Consider the following 18,362-nt stretch of genomic DNA (forward strand, 5'->3'; position numbering starts at 1 on the left):
ACCGGAAACCGGAACCTAGCGGCCCGCGAGCGCTTTCTCCCCTGCCTCTCGCATGGCGTCCAGCGGGCCAGGTACGCGGCCCGTCATCTGCTCGACCTGGAGCACCGCCTGGTGCACAAGCAGGTCGAGACCGCTGACGACGGCGCCGCCGTACGCCGACCAGCGCGCCGCGAGAGGGGTCGGCCACGGGTCGTACAGGACGTCGAAGAGCGCGACCGGCCGCTCGGGAACGGCGGCCGCGAGGGAGTCGGTGGTGCCCGAGGGCGTCGTCGCGATCACGAGCGGGGCCCGCAGGGCCCGTTCGGCGTCCGCCCAGTCCTCCGTACGCACCTCCACGTCGAGCCGCTCGCCCCACTGCCGCATCTCGGCGGCGCGCGCCTCGCTCCGGACGTACGCGACGACCTCGCCCGTACAGATCCGCGCGAGCGCGGCCAGCGCGGAGGACGCGGTGGCGCCGGCGCCGAGAATCGCCGCGGACTCCACCTGTTCGATTCCCCGCTCACGCAGGGCGGCGACCATCCCGGGAATGTCGGTGTTGTCGCCGACGCGACGCCCGTCCTCGGTGAACACGACGGTGTTGACCGCCTCAACCGAGGCCGCCGTCTCACTGATCTCGTCAAGCAGCGGAAGGACCGCCCGTTTCAACGGCATGGTAAGGGACAGCCCGGCCCACGACGTGTCGAGCTTCTCGAAAAAACCGGGCAGTCCGGCCTCATCGACCTCAAAACGCCCATACATCCAGTCAGTAAGGCCCAACTCCGCATAAGCGGCCCTGTGCAGCACTGGGGAGAGAGAGTGGCCGATGGGCGAGCCGACAACCCCGGCGCGCTTCGCTGTCCTCATTGACCTTGTTAGTTCCGTTCCTTCTCGTACTCTTCCACGTTCTTGTTGTGTTCTTCGTTGGTGACCGAGAACACCGTCTTGTCCTCGTTGATCGACACGAAGTAGTACCAGGGCCCGGGGGTCGGTTTCATCGCGGCCTCGATCGCTTCCTTGCCGGGGTTGCTGATGGGGCCCGGCGGAAGTCCCCTGATGTCGTACGTGTTGTACGGGTCCTTGATCTGCCGCAGCTGAGAAACCGGCCCGAGGTCCAGGGTGCTCTGACCCTTGATGTAGTTGATGGTGGAGTCGAACTCCAGCCTGCCGACCGTCTCGAGGTTGCCCGGCTTGAGGCGGTTGTAGACGACGCGGGCGACCTTGCGGAAGTCGTGATCGTACTTGCCCTCGACCTGAACGAGGCTCGCCGCCGTGAGGAGCTGCAGTGGGTTCTTCAGGTCCAGCGCTTCGGCCTTCGACTCGAGCCCGAATTCCTTGTATTTCACCGTCGCCTGCTTGACCATTTCCTTCAGGACATCCTCGGGTTTCATGCCCTTGGAGACGGGATAGCTGGACGGATAGAGGAACCCTTCCAGCGGATCCTTTATGTCCTTGCCGTTGTTCGCCCACTCAGGCAGACCGAGATTGTCCCACTCCTTCTTCGCGACCGCCGCGGTCGTGCCTTTCTTGAGCTCAAGGCGTTTGTCGATCAGCGTATATACTTCGACATTACGCCTACCCTCGGCAATGATCAGGTTATTACGACTCTTGGGGTCGAGCATGAGCGCAACAGCGCTTTTGGCGGACATTTCCTTGCTGAGCGTGTAGACGCCCGGTTGAATCGAGTCACCCTTGGGATTATTCGCCTGCGCGGTCACAAAGGCGTCGACGCTCTTGACGACGTCCTTGTCCTTCAGCGCCTGCCCGATGGCGTAGCCGGTCGCGTTCTTGGGAACGGTGACGGTGACCTGCTCGCTCGTGCCGTCCCCCGCATAGTCGGGAGCCTCGCCGAAACGATCCTGGTAGAACTGGTAGCCGAAATAGCCGACTCCGCCGACACCACCGACGAAGACGAGCGTCAGGACCAGGCAGGCACAGCCACTGCGGCGCTTCTTGCCGCCCTTGCCCTTCTTGCCCTTGCCGCCTTTACCCCGTCGACCCTGAGAGTCGTCGTCGTCGAAGTCGTCGTCGTCATCGTCGCCGCCCGCGAAGAAGGCGTGCTCGCCCTGGTCGGGACCCGGGTCCCAGTCGGTCCGCGACTCGGGCTCGGCACCGCGGCGGCTGGGCGGCTCCGGCGGCGGATACGCGTCGGGGGTCCCGTAATAGTCGTGCTGCTGGCCGCCGTACGCACCTGGCTGATTCCCATAAGAGCCGGAGGGATCGGCACCGTACGGGACTTGGGGCTGCTGCTGCCCCGTGTCCCAGCCGCCGTTGTACTGCTGGCCACCCTGACCGTTGCCGTTGCCGTACTGCTGACCGCCTTGACCGTTGCCGTACTGCTGACCACCTTGGCCGTTGCCGTACTGGTGACCGCCCTGGCCGTTGCCGTACTGCTGACCGCCCTGGCCGCCCTGGTTGTTGTACTGCTGCGGACCCTGGTCGCCGTACTGCTGCTGCCCCTGGCCGTAGGGCTGCTGCTGTTGCTGTCCTTGGGCGTACTGCTGCTGCCCTTGGTCGTAGCCGCCCTGCTGGCCCGTGCCCCAGTCGCCGTACTGCGGCTGCTGCGGCTGTTGCGGATAGTGCTGCGGCTGGCCGCCGTAGGGGGACTGGGGCTCGTGGCCCTCCTGCCCTCCCCATCCGCCGTCCCCGTACAACGGGTCCTCCGGATGCCACGGTTCGGAGCCTGGGCTCCGGCCATACTCAGTCATCGATCCCCTAGAGCCGCGAGGCGGCGGCCGCTGGCTGTTGCGGCACGGCTCTTGTCCGCCTCTTCTCCTGTGCGGAGGTTATGGAGGTTATTCGAACACCTCCGCATCGCGCGGAACGTTACCGTATCGCGATCAGATGACCACTTCGACGCCCTCGCCCGGAGATATACCCGACACTCGTTCGGACTCCAGTGCCTGCTGAAGAATGATCACGGCCGCTACCTGGTCAATGACCGCTCTGCCCTTTTTGGACTTCACGCCCGAGGCGCGCAATCCCTGACTGGCCGTCACGGTAGTCATCCTCTCGTCCACGAGCCTCACCGAAACAGGGGCGATCATGCGGGCGAGATCCTGGGCGAAGGCGCGGACCTTGACCGCGGCCGGGCCCTCGCCCCCCTTGAGGGAGCGAGGGAGTCCGACCACGACCTCGATCGGTTCGTACTCGTCGACGAGTTGCTTCAACCGCCGCTGGGCGGCGGGGACATCGCGTCCCGGCACGGTCTCCACCGGAGTGGCGAGGATCCCGTCGGGGTCGCACGAGGCGACCCCGATGCGGGCGTCCCCGACGTCGATGGCGAGACGGCGGCCGCGGCGCATGACCCGCTCGTCTCCGCTCACTTGGCTCACTTGGCCGTCTCGGTCACGAGGCGCTCGACAGCGTCGACGGCCTCGCCGATGGCGGCCGGGTTCTGGCCGCCGCCCTGGGCGACGTCCGGCTTGCCGCCACCGCCACCGCCGAGGGTCTTGGCGGCCGTACGGACCAGGTCGCCGGCCTTGAGGCCGCGCTCGCGGGCGGCCTCGTTGGTGGCGATGACCGTCAGCGGCTTGCCGTTGACCGTGGTGAACAGGGCGACCACGGCGGCCCGTCCGCCCTGGATGCGGCCGCGCACGTCGAGGACCAGCCTGCGCAGGTCGTCGGCGGTCGTGCCGTCCGGGACCTGACCGGTGACGAGAGCGACGCCGCGTACGTCCTTGGCGGACTCGACGAGACCGGCGGCGGCCTGCAGGACCTTCTCCGCGCGGAACTTCTCGATCTCCTTCTCGGCGTCCTTCAGCTTGCCGAGCATGGCGGAGACCTTCTCCGGCAGTTCCTCGGGACGTCCCTTGACCAGCTCCTGGATCTGGGCGACGACCGTGTGCTCGCGGGCGAGGAAGTTGTAGGCGTCGACACCCACCAGGGCCTCGATACGGCGTACACCCGAGCCGATCGACGACTCGCCGAGCAGCTTCACCAGGCCCAGCTGGGCGGTGTTGTGCACGTGCGTGCCACCACAGAGCTCCTTGGAGAAGTCGCCGATGGTGACGACGCGCACCCGCTCGCCGTACTTCTCGCCGAACTCGGCGATGGCGCCCTGCTTCTTGGCCTCGTCGATGCTCAGGATCTCGGCGTGGACGTCGAGGTCGCGGGCGAGCACTTCGTTGATCTGCTGCTCGACGTCCGTCATCACGGCCGTGGGCACGGCGGACGGGGAGCCGAAGTCGAAGCGGAAGCGGCCGGGCTGGTTCTCGGAACCGGCCTGGGCGGCCGTCGGGCCGAGGGCGTCGCGCAGGGCCTGGTGCGTGAGGTGCGTGGCCGAGTGGGCGCGGGCGATGGCCGTGCGGCGGCGTACGTCGATGACGGCCTGGGCGGAGGCACCGACGGTGACCTCGCCGACCTGGACGACGCCCTTGTGGACGTACACGCCCGGGACCGGCTTCTGGCAGTCACGGACCTCGATGACGGCACCGGTGTCCACCTTGATACGGCCGGTGTCACCGATCTGGCCGCCACCCTCGGCGTAGAACGGAGTGCGGTCGAGGACGATCTCGACCTCGTCGCCCTCGGTGGCGGCCGGCGAGGAGACACCGTCGACCAGGATGCCGACGATCCTCGACTCGCCCTCGGTGGAGGTGTAGCCGATGAAGTCGGTCTCGCCGGAGGCGTCGGCGATCTCGCGGTAGGCGCCCATGTCGGCGTGGCCGGTCTTCTTGGACTTGGCGTCGGCCTTGGCGCGCTCGCGCTGTTCCTTCATGAGGCGCCGGAAGCCGTCCTCGTCCACGGAGAGGCCCTGTTCGGCGGCCATCTCCAGGGTGAGGTCGATCGGGAAGCCCCAGGTGTCGTGGAGCAGGAAGGCCTTGTCGCCGGACAGGACCTTGCCGCCGGCGGCCTTGGTCTCCGTGACGGCTGTGTCGAGGATGTTGGTGCCGCCCTTGAGGGCCTTGAGGAAGGCGGCCTCTTCGGCGAGGGCCACGGTCTCGATGCGCTTGCGGTCGGAGATGAGTTCCGGGTACTGCTGGCCCATCATCTCGATCACGACGTCGATGAGGTCCTGGACGACGGGGCCGGTGGCGCCGAGGAGCCGCATGTTGCGGATGGCGCGGCGCATGATGCGGCGCAGCACGTAGCCACGGCCCTCGTTGCCGGGCGAGACGCCGTCGCCGATGAGCATCACGGATGTCCGCATGTGGTCGGTGACCACGCGCAGGGCGACGTCGGAGTTCTTGCCGGCGCCGTACTCGACACCGGTCAGCTCGGTGGCCTTGTTGATGACGGCCATGGAGGTGTCGATCTCGTACATGTTCTGCACGCCCTGCAGAATCATGGCGAGGCGTTCCATGCCGAGGCCGGTGTCGATGTTCTTGCTGGGCAGGTCGCCGAGGATCTCGAAGTCCTCCTTCGAGGTGCCCTCGCCGCGCTCGTACTGCATGAAGACCAGGTTCCAGATCTCCACGTACCGCTCGTCGTTGACGGCCGGGCCGCCCTCGACGCCGAACTCCGGGCCGCGGTCGTAGTTGATCTCGGAACACGGGCCGCAGGGGCCCGGGACGCCCATGGACCAGTAGTTGTCGGCCTTACCGAGGCGCTGGATCCGCTCCTTGGGCACGCCGACGACCTCGTGCCAGATGCGCTCGGCCTCGTCGTCCTCCAGGTACACCGTGATCCAGAGCTTCTCCGGCTCCAGGCCGTAGCCGCCGTCCGCCACGGAGCTGGTGAGCAGCTCCCAGGCGTACTTGATGGCGCCTTCCTTGAAGTAGTCGCCGAAGGAGAAGTTGCCGCACATCTGGAAGAACGTGCCGTGCCGGGTGGTCTTGCCGACCTCTTCGATGTCCGGCGTACGCACGCACTTCTGCACGCTGGTGGCGCGCGAGTACGGCGGCTTCACCTCGCCCAGGAAGTAGGGCTTGAAGGGCACCATGCCGGCCGGGACCAGGAGCAGAGTCGGGTCGTCCGCGATGAGCGACGCCGAAGGGACGACGGTGTGCCCGCGCTCCTCGAAGAAGCTCAACCAGCGGCGACGAATCTCGGCCGACTCCATCAGTGGTCCTCATTCCGGTTGTACGAGTGCTTGTTGTCCAGCATCCCGTAGTGCTTCTCTTCCTGCTTCTGGTTTTCGACGCGGCCGTCGAGGGCGACCAGGCGTCGCTGCGCGGGGAGCCCACGGCGTTCGGGTGCCGCGATGCCCAGTGCCTCGTCGAGCTCGGCCTCGCGCTCGGCCATTCCGTCCCGGACGTCGAGGGCGAAGTCCTTGAGGCGGTGCCCGGCGTCGATCGCCTTGTTGGCGGCCTGGGCGGCAAGACTTTCGGGGGTCAGCCGCTTGAGCTTCCGGTTGACCTTGGTGGTGGCCCACACACCGGCTGCGGCGCCCGCGGTGAACCAGAACGTACGACGGAACATCGAGGGCTCAGCCCTTCTGCTTGCGGCGCCTTGCGGCCGGCACGGTGCGGCCGACGACGACCGTGCGCCGGGTCCGCTCGGGCGGCGCCTCGTCGGCCCTGTTGCGGCTCATCGCCCGGCGTACGCCGTAACCGAATGCCGCGACCTTGACGAGCGGGCCGCCGAAGGTCGAGGCGACGGTCGTGGAGAGCGCCGACGCGTTGGAGGTGACTTCCTGGACGTCGGAGGCGATGGCGTCGACCCGCTCGATCTGGGTCTGCGCCGAGCGCACCGCCTGGGAGGCGTCGGCCAGCAACGGCACGGTCTGCTCCGTCACGTCCGACACCAGTTTGGTGGTCGCCTTGAGGGTCTGGGCCAGCCTCACCAGCGCGACGGCGAGGAAGGAGACCAGGATCGCCCAGAAGACGGCCACCAGGATCCCGGCAACCTCTCCACCGGTCACGCTGCACCACTCTCTGCTCGTCTATGGGTACTTCTCGTCCATGGGTACTTCGAAAGTCGCCACCGACCCTATCGCGACCGCGGTGGCTCGCCTTACCGGATCGGGGGCCCTTGGGAGGGGAGCCGCGAAAGCCCGCCGCTCCCCCACCGGTGACGGCGGGAAAGCGGCGGGCTGAGGCGCGAAGCCGGTGGTGCTATGGCCGCTGGATCAGCGGGCGTAGTACTCGACGACCAGCTGCTCGTCGCAGATCACCGGGATCTCCTTGCGGTTCGGCTCGCGGTCCAGGCGGAAGGCCAGGGCGCGGAGGTTCACCTGGAGGTAGCGCGGGGTCTCGCCGTCGGGGGCGAAGCCACCCTCGCGGGAGACCTGGAACAGCGTCTTCTCGCGGCTGCGCTCGCGGACCATCACGACGTCGTCGGGCTTGACGCGGAAGGACGGCTTGTCGACCTTCTGGCCGTTGACCTCGATGTGGCCGTGGACGACCATCTGACGGGCCTGGTAGATCGTGCGGGCGATGCCCGAACGCAGGACCAGCGCGTCGAGACGGCGCTCGAGCTCGATGACCAGGGCCTCACCGGTCTTGCCCTGCGTCTTGGCGGCACGCTCGTAGGCGCGGACGAGCTGGCGCTCGGACACGTCGTACTGCGCGCGGAGGCGCTGCTTCTCGAGCAGACGGACCTTGTAGTCCGAGTTCTGCTTGCGGCCGCGGCCGTGCTCGCCGGGCGGGTAGGGGCGGGCCTCGAAGTACTTGACGGCCTTCGGGGTCAGCGCGATGCCGAGGGCACGCGACTTCTTGACCTTGGGGCGGGACTGGTTCGGCATGAACCAAACACCTCGTGTTTCTGATGCGAATACGGCTTCACCAGGGTTAGGGGAGGTCGCATCCGCAGCCTGGGAAACCCCGCGGGCCCTTACGGACCTGCTGGGCAGCCGCTCCCTGGTCTGGGCACATACGTGCAGCACGCGAGTGGCCCACCGACCGTTTCCCGGAGGTCCGGGAGGGTGGTGGGCGGCCCGCGACACCTTCGACGGTGCGCGACGCTCCTGGAATCCCCCCGTGAAGGCGGGGGCTCCGGCTGGATGTCCCGTTCTGGTGGTGCCGACCGGAGCCGGACACGGGACGCAGCGCTTCGGGAAAGTCTACAGGGTGGTCAGGACCGCCCTCGACCGAGGTGCTTCCTGGTCCACTCCACCGCGTCCGCGTAGCGCGCCTCGGAGCCGTGCCGGGTGGGTGTGTAGTACTCCCGGTCCTTGAGCTCCTCCGGCGCGTACTGCTGGGCGGCGATGCCTTCGGGCAGGTCGTGCGGATACACGTACCCCTGCGCGTGGCCGAGCTTGGCCGCGCCCTTGTAGTGCCCGTCGCGCAGGTGGAGCGGCACGGGGCCCGCGTGGCCCTTCCGTACGTCCTCCATGGCGGCGCCGATCGCCATCGTCGCGGCGTTCGACTTCGGGGCCAGGGCCAGGGCGATGGTGGCGTGGCTGAGGGTGAGCGCGGCCTCGGGGAAGCCGATCATGGCGACGGCCTGTGCGGCGGCGACGGCTATCGGCAGCGCGTTCGGATCGGCGAGCCCGATGTCCTCGCTGGCGGAGATCATCAGGCGGCGGGCGATGAAGCGGGGGTCCTCGCCGGCCTCGATCATCCGGGCCAGGTAGTGCAGCGCGGCGTCCACGTCGGAGCCGCGGATGGACTTGATCAGGGCGCTCGCCACGTCGTAGTGCTGGTCGCCGTCGCGGTCGTACTTCACGGCGGCCCGGTCGACGGTCTCCTCCAGGGTCTGGAGGGTGACCTCCGGCTCGCCCTTGTCGAGGGCGGAGCCGGCCGCGGCCTCCAGCGCGGTCAGCGCGCGGCGGGCGTCGCCGCCGGCGATCCGCAGCAGGTGCTCCTCGGTGTCCTCGGGGAGGGTGACGGCCTCTTTGAGGCCGCGCTCGTCGGTGAGGGCGCGGCGGAGCAGTCCGCGCAGGTCGTCGTCGGTGAGCGGTTCGAGGGTCAGCAGGAGGGAGCGGGACAGCAGCGGAGAGATCACCGAGAAGTACGGGTTCTCGGTGGTCGCGGCGATCAGCGTCACCCAGCGGTTCTCCACCGCGGGGAGCAGGGAGTCCTGCTGGGCCTTGCTGAAGCGGTGGATCTCGTCGAGGAAGAGGACGGTCTCTTTGCCGAAGCCACCGGTGGCGCGGCGGGCGCCCTCGATGACCGCTCGGACCTCCTTGACGCCGGCGGTGATCGCGGAGAGCTCCACGAAGCGCTTGTTGGTGGCCTTGGAGACCACGTACGCCAGGGTCGTCTTGCCGGTGCCGGGCGGCCCCCAGAGGATCACCGAGGCCGGTCCCGCCGGGCCTCCGCCACCTTCGCCGACCAGCCTGCGCAGGGGCGAGCCCGCCTTCAGCAGATGCTGCTGGCCCACCACTTCGTCGAGGGTGCGCGGGCGCATCCGTACCGCCAGGGGGCTGCTGGACGGGTCCTTCTCCTGGCGTTCTTCTGCTGCGGCGGTGAAAAGGTCGGGCTCCACGTCCAAAACCCTATGTCACGCCACTGACAACGCCGTCGGGGCCGCTGTCCTCAAGCAATCCGCCGGTCCGTTCCAAGGGATCCGCCCGTCCGTCAGCTGGTCCAGAAGTCCCACCAGCGCGTAAGGATCAGCATGCCGATGATCCCGATGTGCAGCACCGGCAGCACCCAGCCGAACTCGCCGAGGAAGGCCTTCAGCCAGCCCGGCGCGGGCAGGAATCCGTTGCGGATGTTGAACGAGGTCACGGCCCAGAACATGACGATGGTGGCGGCCCAGGCGAGGGAGCACCACAGACACAGCGAGTTGATGTTGTACAGCGACTGGTACTGCAGCCAGGTGCAGAAGCCGACCCCGAAGAGCGTGCCCGCGTTGAGGGTCAGCCAGTACCAGCGCGGGAAGGTGGCCCGGCCGAGCAGGCTCATGCCGACGCAGATCACGATGCCGTAGGCGACGAGCCCCATCATCGGGTTGGGGAACCCGAAGGCGGAGGCCTGGTCGCTCTTCATGATGTTGCCGCAGGAGACGACCGGGTTCAGGCTGCAGCCCGGCGTGAAGTTGGGGTCCTCCAGCAGCTTGAACTTGTCGATCGTGATGACCCAGGAGGCCAGCAGACCGGCCGCGCCCGTGATCACCAGCAGGACCGCGAGAGCACGGCTGCCGCCCGCCGTCCGTGGGACCTCGGCGCGCTGCTGGTCGGTGGTGACGCCTTCCCTGACTGTCGTCTTGCTCATCACGCCGTTTCCGTAGCTTGAGAGGACCTTTCGGGCACGGTCATTGTGCCGCACACGCGCGTCTGTCCACCGTTCGATGGACATAAGGAGGTACGCACGGTCGTCCCGGAACGTTCGCTTCGGCGGGACGCTCGTCGGTATGACAGCACACGCGAACGATCTCGCGGTGGACGTACGGGGGCTGCGCAAGCAGTACGGGGACGTGACCGCCGTCGACAGTATCGATCTCGGCATCCGGCAGGGGGAGGTCTTCGGCCTGCTCGGACCCAACGGCGCGGGCAAGAGCACCACGGTGGAGATCCTCCAGGGCAATCGCGGCCGGGACGCGGGCGAGGTGTCCGTGCTCGGCTCGGACCCGGCGACGGCCACGCGCGCGTGGCGCTCGCGCGTCGGGATCGTATGGCAGGACGAATCGGCGCCCGCCGAGTTGACGGTGCGCGAGACGGTGCGGCATTTCGCCCGGTATTACCCGAAGCCGCGTGACCCGGAGGAAGTCATCGGCCTGGTGGGCCTCGAGGAGAAGGCGGGCAGCCGGATCAAGGCCCTCTCCGGCGGACAGCGGCGGCGTCTGGATGTGGCGCTCGGTGTGATCGGCGGTCCCGAACTGCTGCTCCTGGACGAGCCGACGACCGGCTTCGACCCGGCGGCCCGTCGCCAGTTCTGGGAGCTGATCCGGAAGCTGGCGGCCGAGGGCACGACGATCCTGCTGACCACGCACTACCTGGAGGAGGCGGAGGCGCTCGCGCACCGGCTCGCGGTGATCGCGAAGGGGCAGGTCGTGGCGGAGGGAGAGCCCGCGGCACTGCGCGACCGGTACGGCGACGAAGCCACGGTCGAGTGGACGGAGCCGGACGGCACCCCGCGCGGCGAGCGCACCACCACGCCCACGCGCACGGTCGCCGAGCTGACGCGGCGCTTCGACGGGGAGATCCCGGGACTGAGCATCACCCGCCCCACCTTGGAGGACGTCTATCTGCGGCTGACCGGACAGGAGAACCCGCGATGACCACGATCACGACCACGAGCGGCACCGCGACCGAGGCCCGGGCGGCACAGCGGCTCCCCGGAGTGTGGGGACTCGGCCTTCACCAGGGCGCTCTGGAGATCAAGCAGTTCTTCCGCCAGCGCGACCAGGTGGTGTTCACCTTCGCCTTCCCGGTCATGTTCCTCTTCCTCTTCGCGTCCATCTTCAGCGACGACGTGGAGGGGGCGGGCATCACCGCCTCGCAGCTCTACGTCCCCGCGATGATGGCCGCCGGCATCATGTCGACCAGCTTCCAGTCCCTCGGCATCTCGATCGCGATCGAACGGGACGAGAAGGTGCTGCGCCGGCTGCGCGGCACGCCGATGCCCCCCGCCTCGTACTTCCTCGGAAAGATCTGGCTCGTCCTTGTCACCGGTCTCGTGGAGACGGCGATCCTGCTCCTCACCGGCACGACGCTGTACGACGTGGACCTGCCCTCGGACGTCGGCAAGTGGCTCGACTTCGCCTGGATCTTCGTCCTCGGCCTGACGGCATGCGCCCTGCTCGGCATCGCGATCAGCTCGGTCCCCAAGTCCGGCAAGAGTGCCAGCTCCGTGGTCGTACTCCCCTTCCTGCTGCTGCAGTTCATCTCCGGGGTCTACATCGCCATCGACACCATCCCGGACTGGATGCTCAACGTCGGGGCGCTGTTCCCGCTGAAGTGGATGTGCCAGGGTCTGCGCGGGGTGTTCCTGCCTGAATCGGCGCAGGTGCTGGAGCAGGCGGGGAGTTGGGAGTTCGGGCGGATCGCCCTGGTGCTCGGGGCCTGGTGCGTCGGAGGATTGCTGCTGTGTCTGCTGACCTTCCGCTGGAAGAACCGCCGCGACGGATGACGGATCGTGGCAAGCCCATGGCCGACGTGAGTGATGAACCCAGGGCCTGCGGCACGTACACCTGGGACCGCTCCTTCCGGCTCTGGGACTCGTACTTCGCGGTCGTGTGGGCGGCCACCCTGGTCTTCGTGCTCGGCACGGACTATCCGGGGTGGCACACCCGCGCCGTGGCCGCCGCACTGCTCGTACCTCTGGTTCCGTGGTACCTGGCGGTGGGGCGCCCCATCCTCAAGGGTGATCCACCCGACGAACGGCGGGCCCTCGGCTACCTGATCGCATCGATGGTGCTGTTCCTGCCGTCGGCTGTCCTTGTCGGCGAGACGCGAACGATGACCTTCGCGCTCGTCCCGCAGTGCTTCATCGCGCTGCGCCTGCGCTGGGCCCTGATCGCCGTGACCGTCATCAACATCGCGCCGGTGGTGGGCTGGGCTCTGCTGTGGTGGCCCAGCGACCATGCCGTCTTCTTCAACTCGGTCTTCGCCGTGGTCACTCTCGTCTTCTCGGTGGCCCTCGGCAGTTGGATCATCCGGGTGATCGAGCAGAGCCAGGAACGGGCCGAGCTGATCGCGGAGTTGGACGCCAGCCGCCACGAACTCTCCCGGCTGTCCGCTTCGCACGGCGCTCTGGCCGAGCGCGAGCGGTTCTCCCGGGAGATCCACGACACGCTCGCGCAGGGCTTCACGAGCGTGTTGATGCTGGCCCAGGCGGTCGAGGCCGAACTCGACCAGAACGACCTGCCGCAGGCACGCCGGCACTTGGCACTGATGGACGCGACCGCACGCCAGAACCTCGCCGAGGCCCGGGCCCTGGTCGCCGGGGGCACGCCCGCCGACCTCGACGGGGCCTCGCTGCCCGACGCGCTGCGCCGCCTCGCCGCCCGGCACGACGCGACGGTCGATGTGACCGGTCCCGTACGCGCACTGCCCGCCGGGCCGGAGGTCGTGGCTCTGCGCTCCTGTCAGGAGGCGCTCGCCAACGCCCGTAAGCACGCAGGGAGTTCGGCCGCCGTCAGCATCGCGCTCGCCTACGCCGACGAGGCGCTCACCGTGTCCGTACACGACGATGGCCGCGGTTTCGATCCGGCCGCGCCGTCCTCCGGTGGCTACGGGCTCGCGGGTCTCCGGGCCCGGGCCGCCGAGGTGGGTGGCACGGCTCAGGTGTGCTCCGCACCCGGCGACGGCACGACCGTCACCGTCCGGCTGCCCGTACCGTCCGAAAGGAGCACCCCGTGATCCGGATCGTCCTCGCCGACGACCATCCCGTCGTACGCGAGGGCCTGCGCGCGATGCTCAGCGCCGAGCCCGACCTCGACGTCGTCGCCGACGCCTCCAGTGGTCCTCAGGCCGAGGCCCTCGCCGCCGAACTGCGGCCCGACATCGTGCTCATGGATCTGCGCATGCCCGGCGGCGGGGGCGTGGACTCGATCGTCCGGATGACCGAGGCGGGGCTGTCGTGCCGGGTCATCGTGCTCACCACGTACGAGACGGACCGCGACATTCTGCGGGCCGTCGAGGCCGGGGCCGCGGGCTATCTGCTCAAGGATCTGCCGCGGGGGGAGTTGGCGAATGCCGTACGGGCCGCCGCGCGGGGCGAGACGGTGCTGGCACCGTCGGTGGCCGCGCGGCTGGTCGATCAGCTCCGTACGAAGCCGGAGCGGCCCCGGCTGTCCGAGCGGGAGACCGCGGTGTTGCGGCTGGTGGCGGAGGGGTGCACCAACGCGGAGATCGGCCGGCGGCTCTTCATCGGCGAGTCGACGGTGAAAACCCATCTCCTGCGTGCCTTCGGGAAGTTGGGGGTCGACGATCGGACCGCGGCGGTGACGAGTGCGATGCGGTTCGGTTTGCTGGACTGAGGGTTGTCGCCCCCGCCGGCCCTACCCTCCCCCACTCTCGGCTTCGCTCGAGCGGGGGACCCCATCATCCCTGGGGCTCCGCCCCAGACCCCGTTTTCGGGGGGCCAGTCCCCGAACCCCCGCTCCTCAAACGCCGGAGGGGCTGATTCTCAGCCCCTCCGGCGTTTGAGGACGAGGCCGTCCAGCCCGAAAGCGGGGATCTGCGGGCGCAGCCCCAGAGATGGGACGGGTAGGGCCGACGGGGGCGAAGAAACCCCCGCCTCAGCTCAGCCGTGCCTCAAGCTCGGCCACGATCTCGTTCACCCCGACCGCGACCTGCTCCCCCGACTCCATGTCCTTGAGCTGGACGACCCCGTCGGCGAGATCGCGCTCGCCGGCGACGACGGTGTAGCGCGCCCCACTGCGGTTGGCGTTCTTCATCGCACCCTTGAGCCCCTTCCCGCCGTACGAGAAGTCCGCCGCGACCCCGATCTTGCGCAGCTCCGTGACCACGGCGAAGAGCAACCGCCGAGCCTCCTCGCCGAGCGGCACGGCGAACACGCTGGTGGACGCGGGGAGTTCGAGGGAGACGCCCTCGGCCTCCAGCGCCAGGACCGTACGGTCGACACCGAGGGCCCAGCCGACGGACGGCAGCGCGGGCCCGCCGATCATCTCGGAGAGACCGTCATAGCGACCGCCACCCCCGACCGCGGACTGCGAACCGAGCCCGTCGTGCACGAACTCGAAGGTGGTGCGGGTGTAGTAGTCGAGCCCGCGCACCAGCTTGGCGTCGTCCTCGAAGGAGACACCGGCGGCCGTGATCAGCTCGCGTACCTCCTCGTGGTACGCCTTGCACGCGTCGCAGAGGTAGTCCCGCAGGAGCGGCGCTCCCACCAGTTGCTTCTGGACGTCGTCCCGCTTGTCGTCGAGGACGCGCAGCGGGTTGATGTCCGCCCGCCGGAGGGTGTCCTCGTCCAGGTCGAGCCCGCGCAGGAAGTCCTGCAGCGCGGCCCGGTAGACGGGACGGCACTCCTTGTCGCCCAGCGAGTTGAGGAGGATGCGGAAGTCCCGCAGGCCGAGCGAGCGGTACGCCTGGTCGGCCAGGATGATCAACTCGGCGTCCAGCGCCGGGTCCTCGGCACCGATCGCCTCGGCACCGACCTGCGAGAAGTGGCGGTAACGGCCCTTCTGGGGGCGCTCGTAGCGGTAGTAGGAGCCCGAGTACCAGAGCTTGACGGGGAGGTTGCCCACCTTGTGCAGGTTGGCCTCCAGCGCGGCGCGCAGCACGGAGGCCGTGCCCTCGGGCCGCAGGGCCAGCTTGTCGCCGCCCTTGGTCTCGAAGGCGTACATCTCCTTGGTCACGATGTCGGTGGACTCACCGACTCCGCGCGCGAACAGTTCGACGCTCTCGAATCCGGGCGTCTCGATGTAGCCGTAGCCGGAGTTCCGCAGCGGTGCGGCGATCGCCTCGCGCACCGCGAGGAACGTCGCACTGTCCGGCGGAATCAGGTCGTACGTGCCCTTGGGGGCCTTGAAGGTGCTCACGAATGGTTCTCTCGTCACATTCCTCGTCGAGGAGCCCGAGGGGCTCCCTGGCCGGCCGCCACCTGCCGCAGATACGGGTTGGCGGCGCGCTCCTGGCCGATGGTCGTCTGGGGGCCGTGGCCGGACAGCACCACGGTCGAGTCGTCGAGCGGCAGGCACACACGGGCCAGCGAGCCGAGCATCTCGTCCATGTCACCGCCGGGCAGGTCGGTGCGTCCGATGGAGCCGGCGAAGAGCAGATCCCCGGAGAAGAACACGGACGGGACCTCCGTGTTCTCGGGCATCCGGAAGGTCACCGACCCCTTCGTATGGCCCGGCGCGTGCGCGACGGAGAACTCCACGCCGGCCAACTCCAGCTTCCCGCCGTCGGTCAGCTCACGAACGTCGTCCGGTTCGCCGACCGTCAGCTCGCCCATCAGCGGCATCCCTATCGAGCGGCCGAGCGCCCTCTCGGGGTCGCTCATCATGAACCGGTCCTCGGGGTGGATCCACGCCGGTACGTCGTGCGCGCCGCACACCGGGACGACCGAGGCCACATGATCGATGTGGCCGTGCGTGAGGACGACCGCGACGGGCTTGAGCCGATGCTTCTCGAGCGCTTCCTCGACTCCCTGGGCGGCCTGGTGGCCCGGGTCGATGATCACGCACTCCTCGCCTGCGGCGGGGGCGACCAGGTAACAGTTGGTGCCCCAGGCCCCGGCGGGGAACCCGGCAATGAGCACGTTCGTCCTCTTCGGTAGATCGTATGGGGAGTGGCTGGCAGTGGTCAGAGCCTACCGGCGCTGCCGGAACCACAGCGAACCCATATACGGTACGGGGCACACGCAGGCGGTCGGCTCACAAGACGCACGCGTCCCACCTGACGTACGAGACGCATGAGGAGATATCCCGGTGGTCACCCAGGAACAGCGGCGGCGTCAGCTCGCCCGGGAGAAGTTCTTGCGGCAGCAGCAGCGGCGTACGGCCGCGCGGCGCAAGGCACATGTCCGCAACGCCTCGATCGCGTCGGCGCTCGGGGTGATCCTGGTGCTGGTCCTGGTGGCGACCACGACCGACGCCCTCAAGGGCGACGACACGAAGGACAACGCGAGCGCCGAGGTGACCCCGAGCGCCTCCCCCAGCAAGGCGCCGGATCCCTGCGAGAAGCCCGCCGAGGGCAAGGTGAAGCCGCTCAGCTACAAGAAGGAGCCGGCAGTCACCATCGACAAGTCGGCGGACTACACGATGAAGCTGCAGACGACCTGCGGCGCGATCGACATCGACATGCCGGCCTCGAAGGCCCCGCGCACCGTGAACTCGTTCAACTTCCTGGTGGGCAAGGGCTATCTGGACCACTCCAAGTGCCACCGCCTGACCACGGAGGGCATCTACGTGCTCCAGTGCGGCGATCCGAAGGGCACCGGGATGGGCGGACCCGGCTACACGATCCCGGACGAGAACCTCAAGGACAAGCGCCTGAAGGGGAACGTGTATCCGGCGGGCACGGTGGCCATGGCCAACCAGTACAACGCGCAGACGAAGGAAGGCCGGAACACCGGCGGCAGCCAGTTCTTCCTCGTGTACCAGGACAGTCAGTTGCCGCCCGACTACACACCGTTCGGTACGATTTCCGAATCCGGCATGAAGGTGCTGAAGAAGATCGCTGACGCCGGCGCCGTGCCCGCCGACCCCACAACGGGCAACACCCCTCCCAACGCGACCGTCGTGATCAACAAGGCAACCGTCACCAAATCCTGACCCTCAGCTGCCTAATTTCGGTCGCGCGGGATGCGGACAGCCGCCCCGCCGGTCGCCTATGTTGGCCGTGACGAAACTGTGGACGATGCCCGGGGGCAAAGCAGCCCCACGCAGGCATCATGTGGAGGAGGCGCTGTGAGCAGCGACCCGTGGGGCCGCGTCGACGAGACGGGGACCGTGTACGTGCGTACGGCCGACGGCGAGCAGGTCGTCGGTTCCTGGCAGGCCGGTTCTCCCGACGAGGCACTGGCTTACTTTGAGCGCAAGTACGAGGGCCTGGTCGTGGAGATCGGCCTCCTCGAACGACGAGTGAAGACCACCGACCTGTCCGCGAAGGACGCCCAGATCGCGATCGACCATATCCGCGAGCAGGTGGACGCCCACCACGCGGTCGGGGATCTGGACGCGCTCCGCAAGCGGCTGGACAAGCTCGTCGAGACCGTCGAGGCGCGTCGGGAGGAGCGCAAGGCGCAGCGGGCGAAGCAGTCCGACGAGGCGCGGCACGCCAAGGAGGCGCTGGTCGTCGAGGCGGAGGAGCTGGCGCAGTCCGACCAGTGGCGGGCGGCGGGTGAGCGGCTGCGCTCGCTGGTGGACACCTGGAAGGGCCTGCCGCGGCTGGACCGCAAGTCCGACGACGAGCTGTGGCACCGCTTCTCGCACGCGCGCTCGGCGTTCTCCAAGCGCCGCAAGGCGCACTTCGCCTCGCTGGACGCGCAGCGCGAGGAGGCCCGCAAGACCAAGGAGAAGCTGGTCGCGGAGGCCGAGTCGCTGTCCGGTTCGACGGACTGGGGTCCGACGGCGGCGCGCTACCGCGAGCTGATGGCGGACTGGAAGGCCGCGGGCCGCGCTCAGCGCGAGCACGAGGACGACCTGTGGAACCGCTTCCGCGGCGCCCAGGACGTGTTCTTCGCGGCGCGGAGCTCGGTCTTCGCCGAGCGGGACGCGGAGCAGTCCGAGAACCTGAAGCTCAAGGAGGAGCTGGCCGAGGAGGCCGAGAAGCTCGTCCCGGTGCAGGATCTGAAGGCGGCCCGGGCCGCCTTCCGCTCCATCAACGAGCGCTGGGAGGCCATCGGCCACGTGCCGCGCGACGCCCGCCCGAAGGTCGAGGGCCGGATGCATGCGGTGGAGCGGGCTCTCCAGGAGCAGGAGGAGACCGAGTGGCGCCGGACGAACCCGGAGGCACGCGCGCGTGCCGAGGGTCTGACCGGTCAGCTCCAGGCCGCCGTGGACAAGCTTCAGGGCCAGATCGAGACGGCGCGCTCCTCGGGCAACACCGCGAAGGCCGACAAGCTCCAGAAGGAGCTCGATGGCCGTCAGGCTCTGCTCGACCAGGCGCTGAAGGGTCTGCAGGAGTTCGGCGGCTGAGCGGTTTT

General features: G+C 68.6%; 17 protein-coding genes. 6 read left to right on the forward strand and 11 right to left on the reverse strand.

Going from position 1 to position 18,362, the window contains the following annotated elements; genetic code table 11:
- Nucleotides 1-15: 15 nt before the first annotated feature.
- The 9 genes from ACTWQR_RS08965 to ACTWQR_RS09005 form a co-directional block, all read right to left on the reverse strand.
- Nucleotides 16-843, reverse strand: coding sequence for a shikimate dehydrogenase (locus ACTWQR_RS08965; RefSeq protein ID WP_443226398.1), 828 nt, complete (start codon nt 841-843; stop codon nt 16-18).
- Between the two features lie 8 nt (nt 844-851).
- Entirely contained in the window at nt 852-2,684 is a 1,833-nt protein-coding gene (gene mltG / locus ACTWQR_RS08970) for an endolytic transglycosylase MltG (protein WP_443226399.1), read from the reverse strand.
- A 132-nt stretch (nt 2,685-2,816) separates the two neighbouring features.
- On the reverse strand, nt 2,817-3,281 hold the full coding sequence (ruvX, locus tag ACTWQR_RS08975; protein ID WP_443226508.1) for a Holliday junction resolvase RuvX: 465 nt from the start codon (nt 3,279-3,281) through the stop codon (nt 2,817-2,819).
- 26 nt (nt 3,282-3,307) lie between these two features.
- Nucleotides 3,308-5,980: an alanine--tRNA ligase gene (gene alaS / locus ACTWQR_RS08980; protein WP_443226400.1), complete on the reverse strand. Its 2,673-nt coding sequence runs from the start codon at nt 5,978-5,980 to the stop codon at nt 3,308-3,310.
- Nucleotides 5,980-6,339, reverse strand: coding sequence for a DUF6167 family protein (locus ACTWQR_RS08985; protein WP_443226401.1), 360 nt, complete (start codon nt 6,337-6,339; stop codon nt 5,980-5,982). Before ACTWQR_RS08985 ends, alaS begins: the two co-directional genes overlap by 1 nt.
- A gap of 7 nt (nt 6,340-6,346) precedes the next feature.
- Nucleotides 6,347-6,781: a DUF948 domain-containing protein gene (locus tag ACTWQR_RS08990; protein WP_443226402.1), complete on the reverse strand. Its 435-nt coding sequence runs from the start codon at nt 6,779-6,781 to the stop codon at nt 6,347-6,349.
- A gap of 207 nt (nt 6,782-6,988) precedes the next feature.
- Entirely contained in the window at nt 6,989-7,603 is a 615-nt protein-coding gene (rpsD, locus tag ACTWQR_RS08995) for a 30S ribosomal protein S4 (RefSeq protein ID WP_443226403.1), read from the reverse strand.
- Nucleotides 7,604-7,932: 329 nt separating this feature from the next.
- Nucleotides 7,933-9,288, reverse strand: coding sequence for a replication-associated recombination protein A (locus tag ACTWQR_RS09000; protein ID WP_443226404.1), 1,356 nt, complete (start codon nt 9,286-9,288; stop codon nt 7,933-7,935).
- Between the two features lie 92 nt (nt 9,289-9,380).
- A complete protein-coding gene (locus ACTWQR_RS09005) occupies nt 9,381-10,019 on the reverse strand; it encodes a vitamin K epoxide reductase family protein (RefSeq protein WP_443226405.1) in 639 nt (212 codons plus the stop codon).
- A 139-nt stretch (nt 10,020-10,158) separates the two neighbouring features.
- Here ACTWQR_RS09005 and ACTWQR_RS09010 point away from each other — a divergent pair, with 139 nt between their 5' ends.
- The 4 genes from ACTWQR_RS09010 to ACTWQR_RS09025 are packed head-to-tail and all read left to right on the forward strand — an operon-like array spanning nt 10,159 to nt 13,728.
- The gene (locus ACTWQR_RS09010; RefSeq protein WP_443226406.1) at nt 10,159-11,025 is read left to right on the forward strand and encodes an ABC transporter ATP-binding protein; all 867 of its coding nucleotides are present in this window, start codon (nt 10,159-10,161) and stop codon (nt 11,023-11,025) included.
- Complete coding sequence (locus ACTWQR_RS09015) at nt 11,022-11,876, forward strand: ABC transporter permease (protein WP_443226407.1); 855 nt, start codon at nt 11,022-11,024, stop codon at nt 11,874-11,876. The genes ACTWQR_RS09010 and ACTWQR_RS09015 overlap by 4 nt, the downstream gene beginning before the upstream one ends.
- A 17-nt stretch (nt 11,877-11,893) precedes the next feature.
- Nucleotides 11,894-13,108 (forward strand): sensor histidine kinase, encoded by a 1,215-nt coding sequence (locus ACTWQR_RS09020; RefSeq protein ID WP_443226408.1) that lies wholly within the window; start codon nt 11,894-11,896, stop codon nt 13,106-13,108.
- Nucleotides 13,105-13,728 carry a response regulator gene (locus ACTWQR_RS09025; protein WP_443226409.1) on the forward strand — a complete coding sequence of 208 codons (624 nt, stop codon included), beginning with the start codon at nt 13,105-13,107 and terminating at the stop codon, nt 13,726-13,728. The genes ACTWQR_RS09020 and ACTWQR_RS09025 overlap by 4 nt, the downstream gene beginning before the upstream one ends.
- Nucleotides 13,729-13,989: 261 nt before the next feature.
- Here the strand turns inward: ACTWQR_RS09025 and hisS are convergent, their stop codons facing one another.
- On the reverse strand, nt 13,990-15,252 hold the full coding sequence (gene hisS, locus ACTWQR_RS09030; protein WP_443226410.1) for a histidine--tRNA ligase: 1,263 nt from the start codon (nt 15,250-15,252) through the stop codon (nt 13,990-13,992).
- 14 nt (nt 15,253-15,266) lie between these two features.
- Nucleotides 15,267-15,974, reverse strand: a complete 708-nt coding sequence (locus ACTWQR_RS09035) for an MBL fold metallo-hydrolase (protein ID WP_443226411.1) — start codon at nt 15,972-15,974, stop codon at nt 15,267-15,269.
- 169 nt (nt 15,975-16,143) lie between these two features.
- Here ACTWQR_RS09035 and ACTWQR_RS09040 point away from each other — a divergent pair, with 169 nt between their 5' ends.
- Both ACTWQR_RS09040 and ACTWQR_RS09045 read left to right on the forward strand, forming a co-directional pair.
- The gene (locus ACTWQR_RS09040) at nt 16,144-16,989 is read left to right on the forward strand and encodes a peptidylprolyl isomerase (protein WP_443226412.1); all 846 of its coding nucleotides are present in this window, start codon (nt 16,144-16,146) and stop codon (nt 16,987-16,989) included.
- A gap of 135 nt (nt 16,990-17,124) precedes the next feature.
- The gene (locus tag ACTWQR_RS09045; RefSeq protein WP_443226413.1) at nt 17,125-18,354 is read left to right on the forward strand and encodes a DUF349 domain-containing protein; all 1,230 of its coding nucleotides are present in this window, start codon (nt 17,125-17,127) and stop codon (nt 18,352-18,354) included.
- Nucleotides 18,355-18,362: the final 8 nt, after the last annotated feature.

Origin of the sequence: Streptomyces sp. 2A115, from assembly GCF_052245575.1 — a bacterium.
Classification (GTDB): domain Bacteria; phylum Actinomycetota; class Actinomycetes; order Streptomycetales; family Streptomycetaceae; genus Streptomyces.

Coding starts and splice junctions, on each gene's coding strand:
- ACTWQR_RS09005 (WP_443226405.1), bottom strand. CDS start 10,019: ATGAGCAAGACGACAGTCAGGGAAGGCGTCACCACCGACCAGCAGCGC.
- rpsD (WP_443226403.1), bottom strand. CDS start 7,603: ATGCCGAACCAGTCCCGCCCCAAGGTCAAGAAGTCGCGTGCCCTCGGC.
- ACTWQR_RS09015 (WP_443226407.1), top strand. CDS start 11,022: ATGACCACGATCACGACCACGAGCGGCACCGCGACCGAGGCCCGGGCG.
- mltG (WP_443226399.1), bottom strand. CDS start 2,684: ATGACTGAGTATGGCCGGAGCCCAGGCTCCGAACCGTGGCATCCGGAG.
- ACTWQR_RS09020 (WP_443226408.1), top strand. CDS start 11,894: ATGGCCGACGTGAGTGATGAACCCAGGGCCTGCGGCACGTACACCTGG.
- ACTWQR_RS08985 (WP_443226401.1), bottom strand. CDS start 6,339: ATGTTCCGTCGTACGTTCTGGTTCACCGCGGGCGCCGCAGCCGGTGTG.
- ACTWQR_RS09010 (WP_443226406.1), top strand. CDS start 10,159: ATGACAGCACACGCGAACGATCTCGCGGTGGACGTACGGGGGCTGCGC.
- ACTWQR_RS08965 (WP_443226398.1), bottom strand. CDS start 843: ATGAGGACAGCGAAGCGCGCCGGGGTTGTCGGCTCGCCCATCGGCCAC.
- alaS (WP_443226400.1), bottom strand. CDS start 5,980: ATGGAGTCGGCCGAGATTCGTCGCCGCTGGTTGAGCTTCTTCGAGGAG.
- ruvX (WP_443226508.1), bottom strand. CDS start 3,281: ATGCGCCGCGGCCGCCGTCTCGCCATCGACGTCGGGGACGCCCGCATC.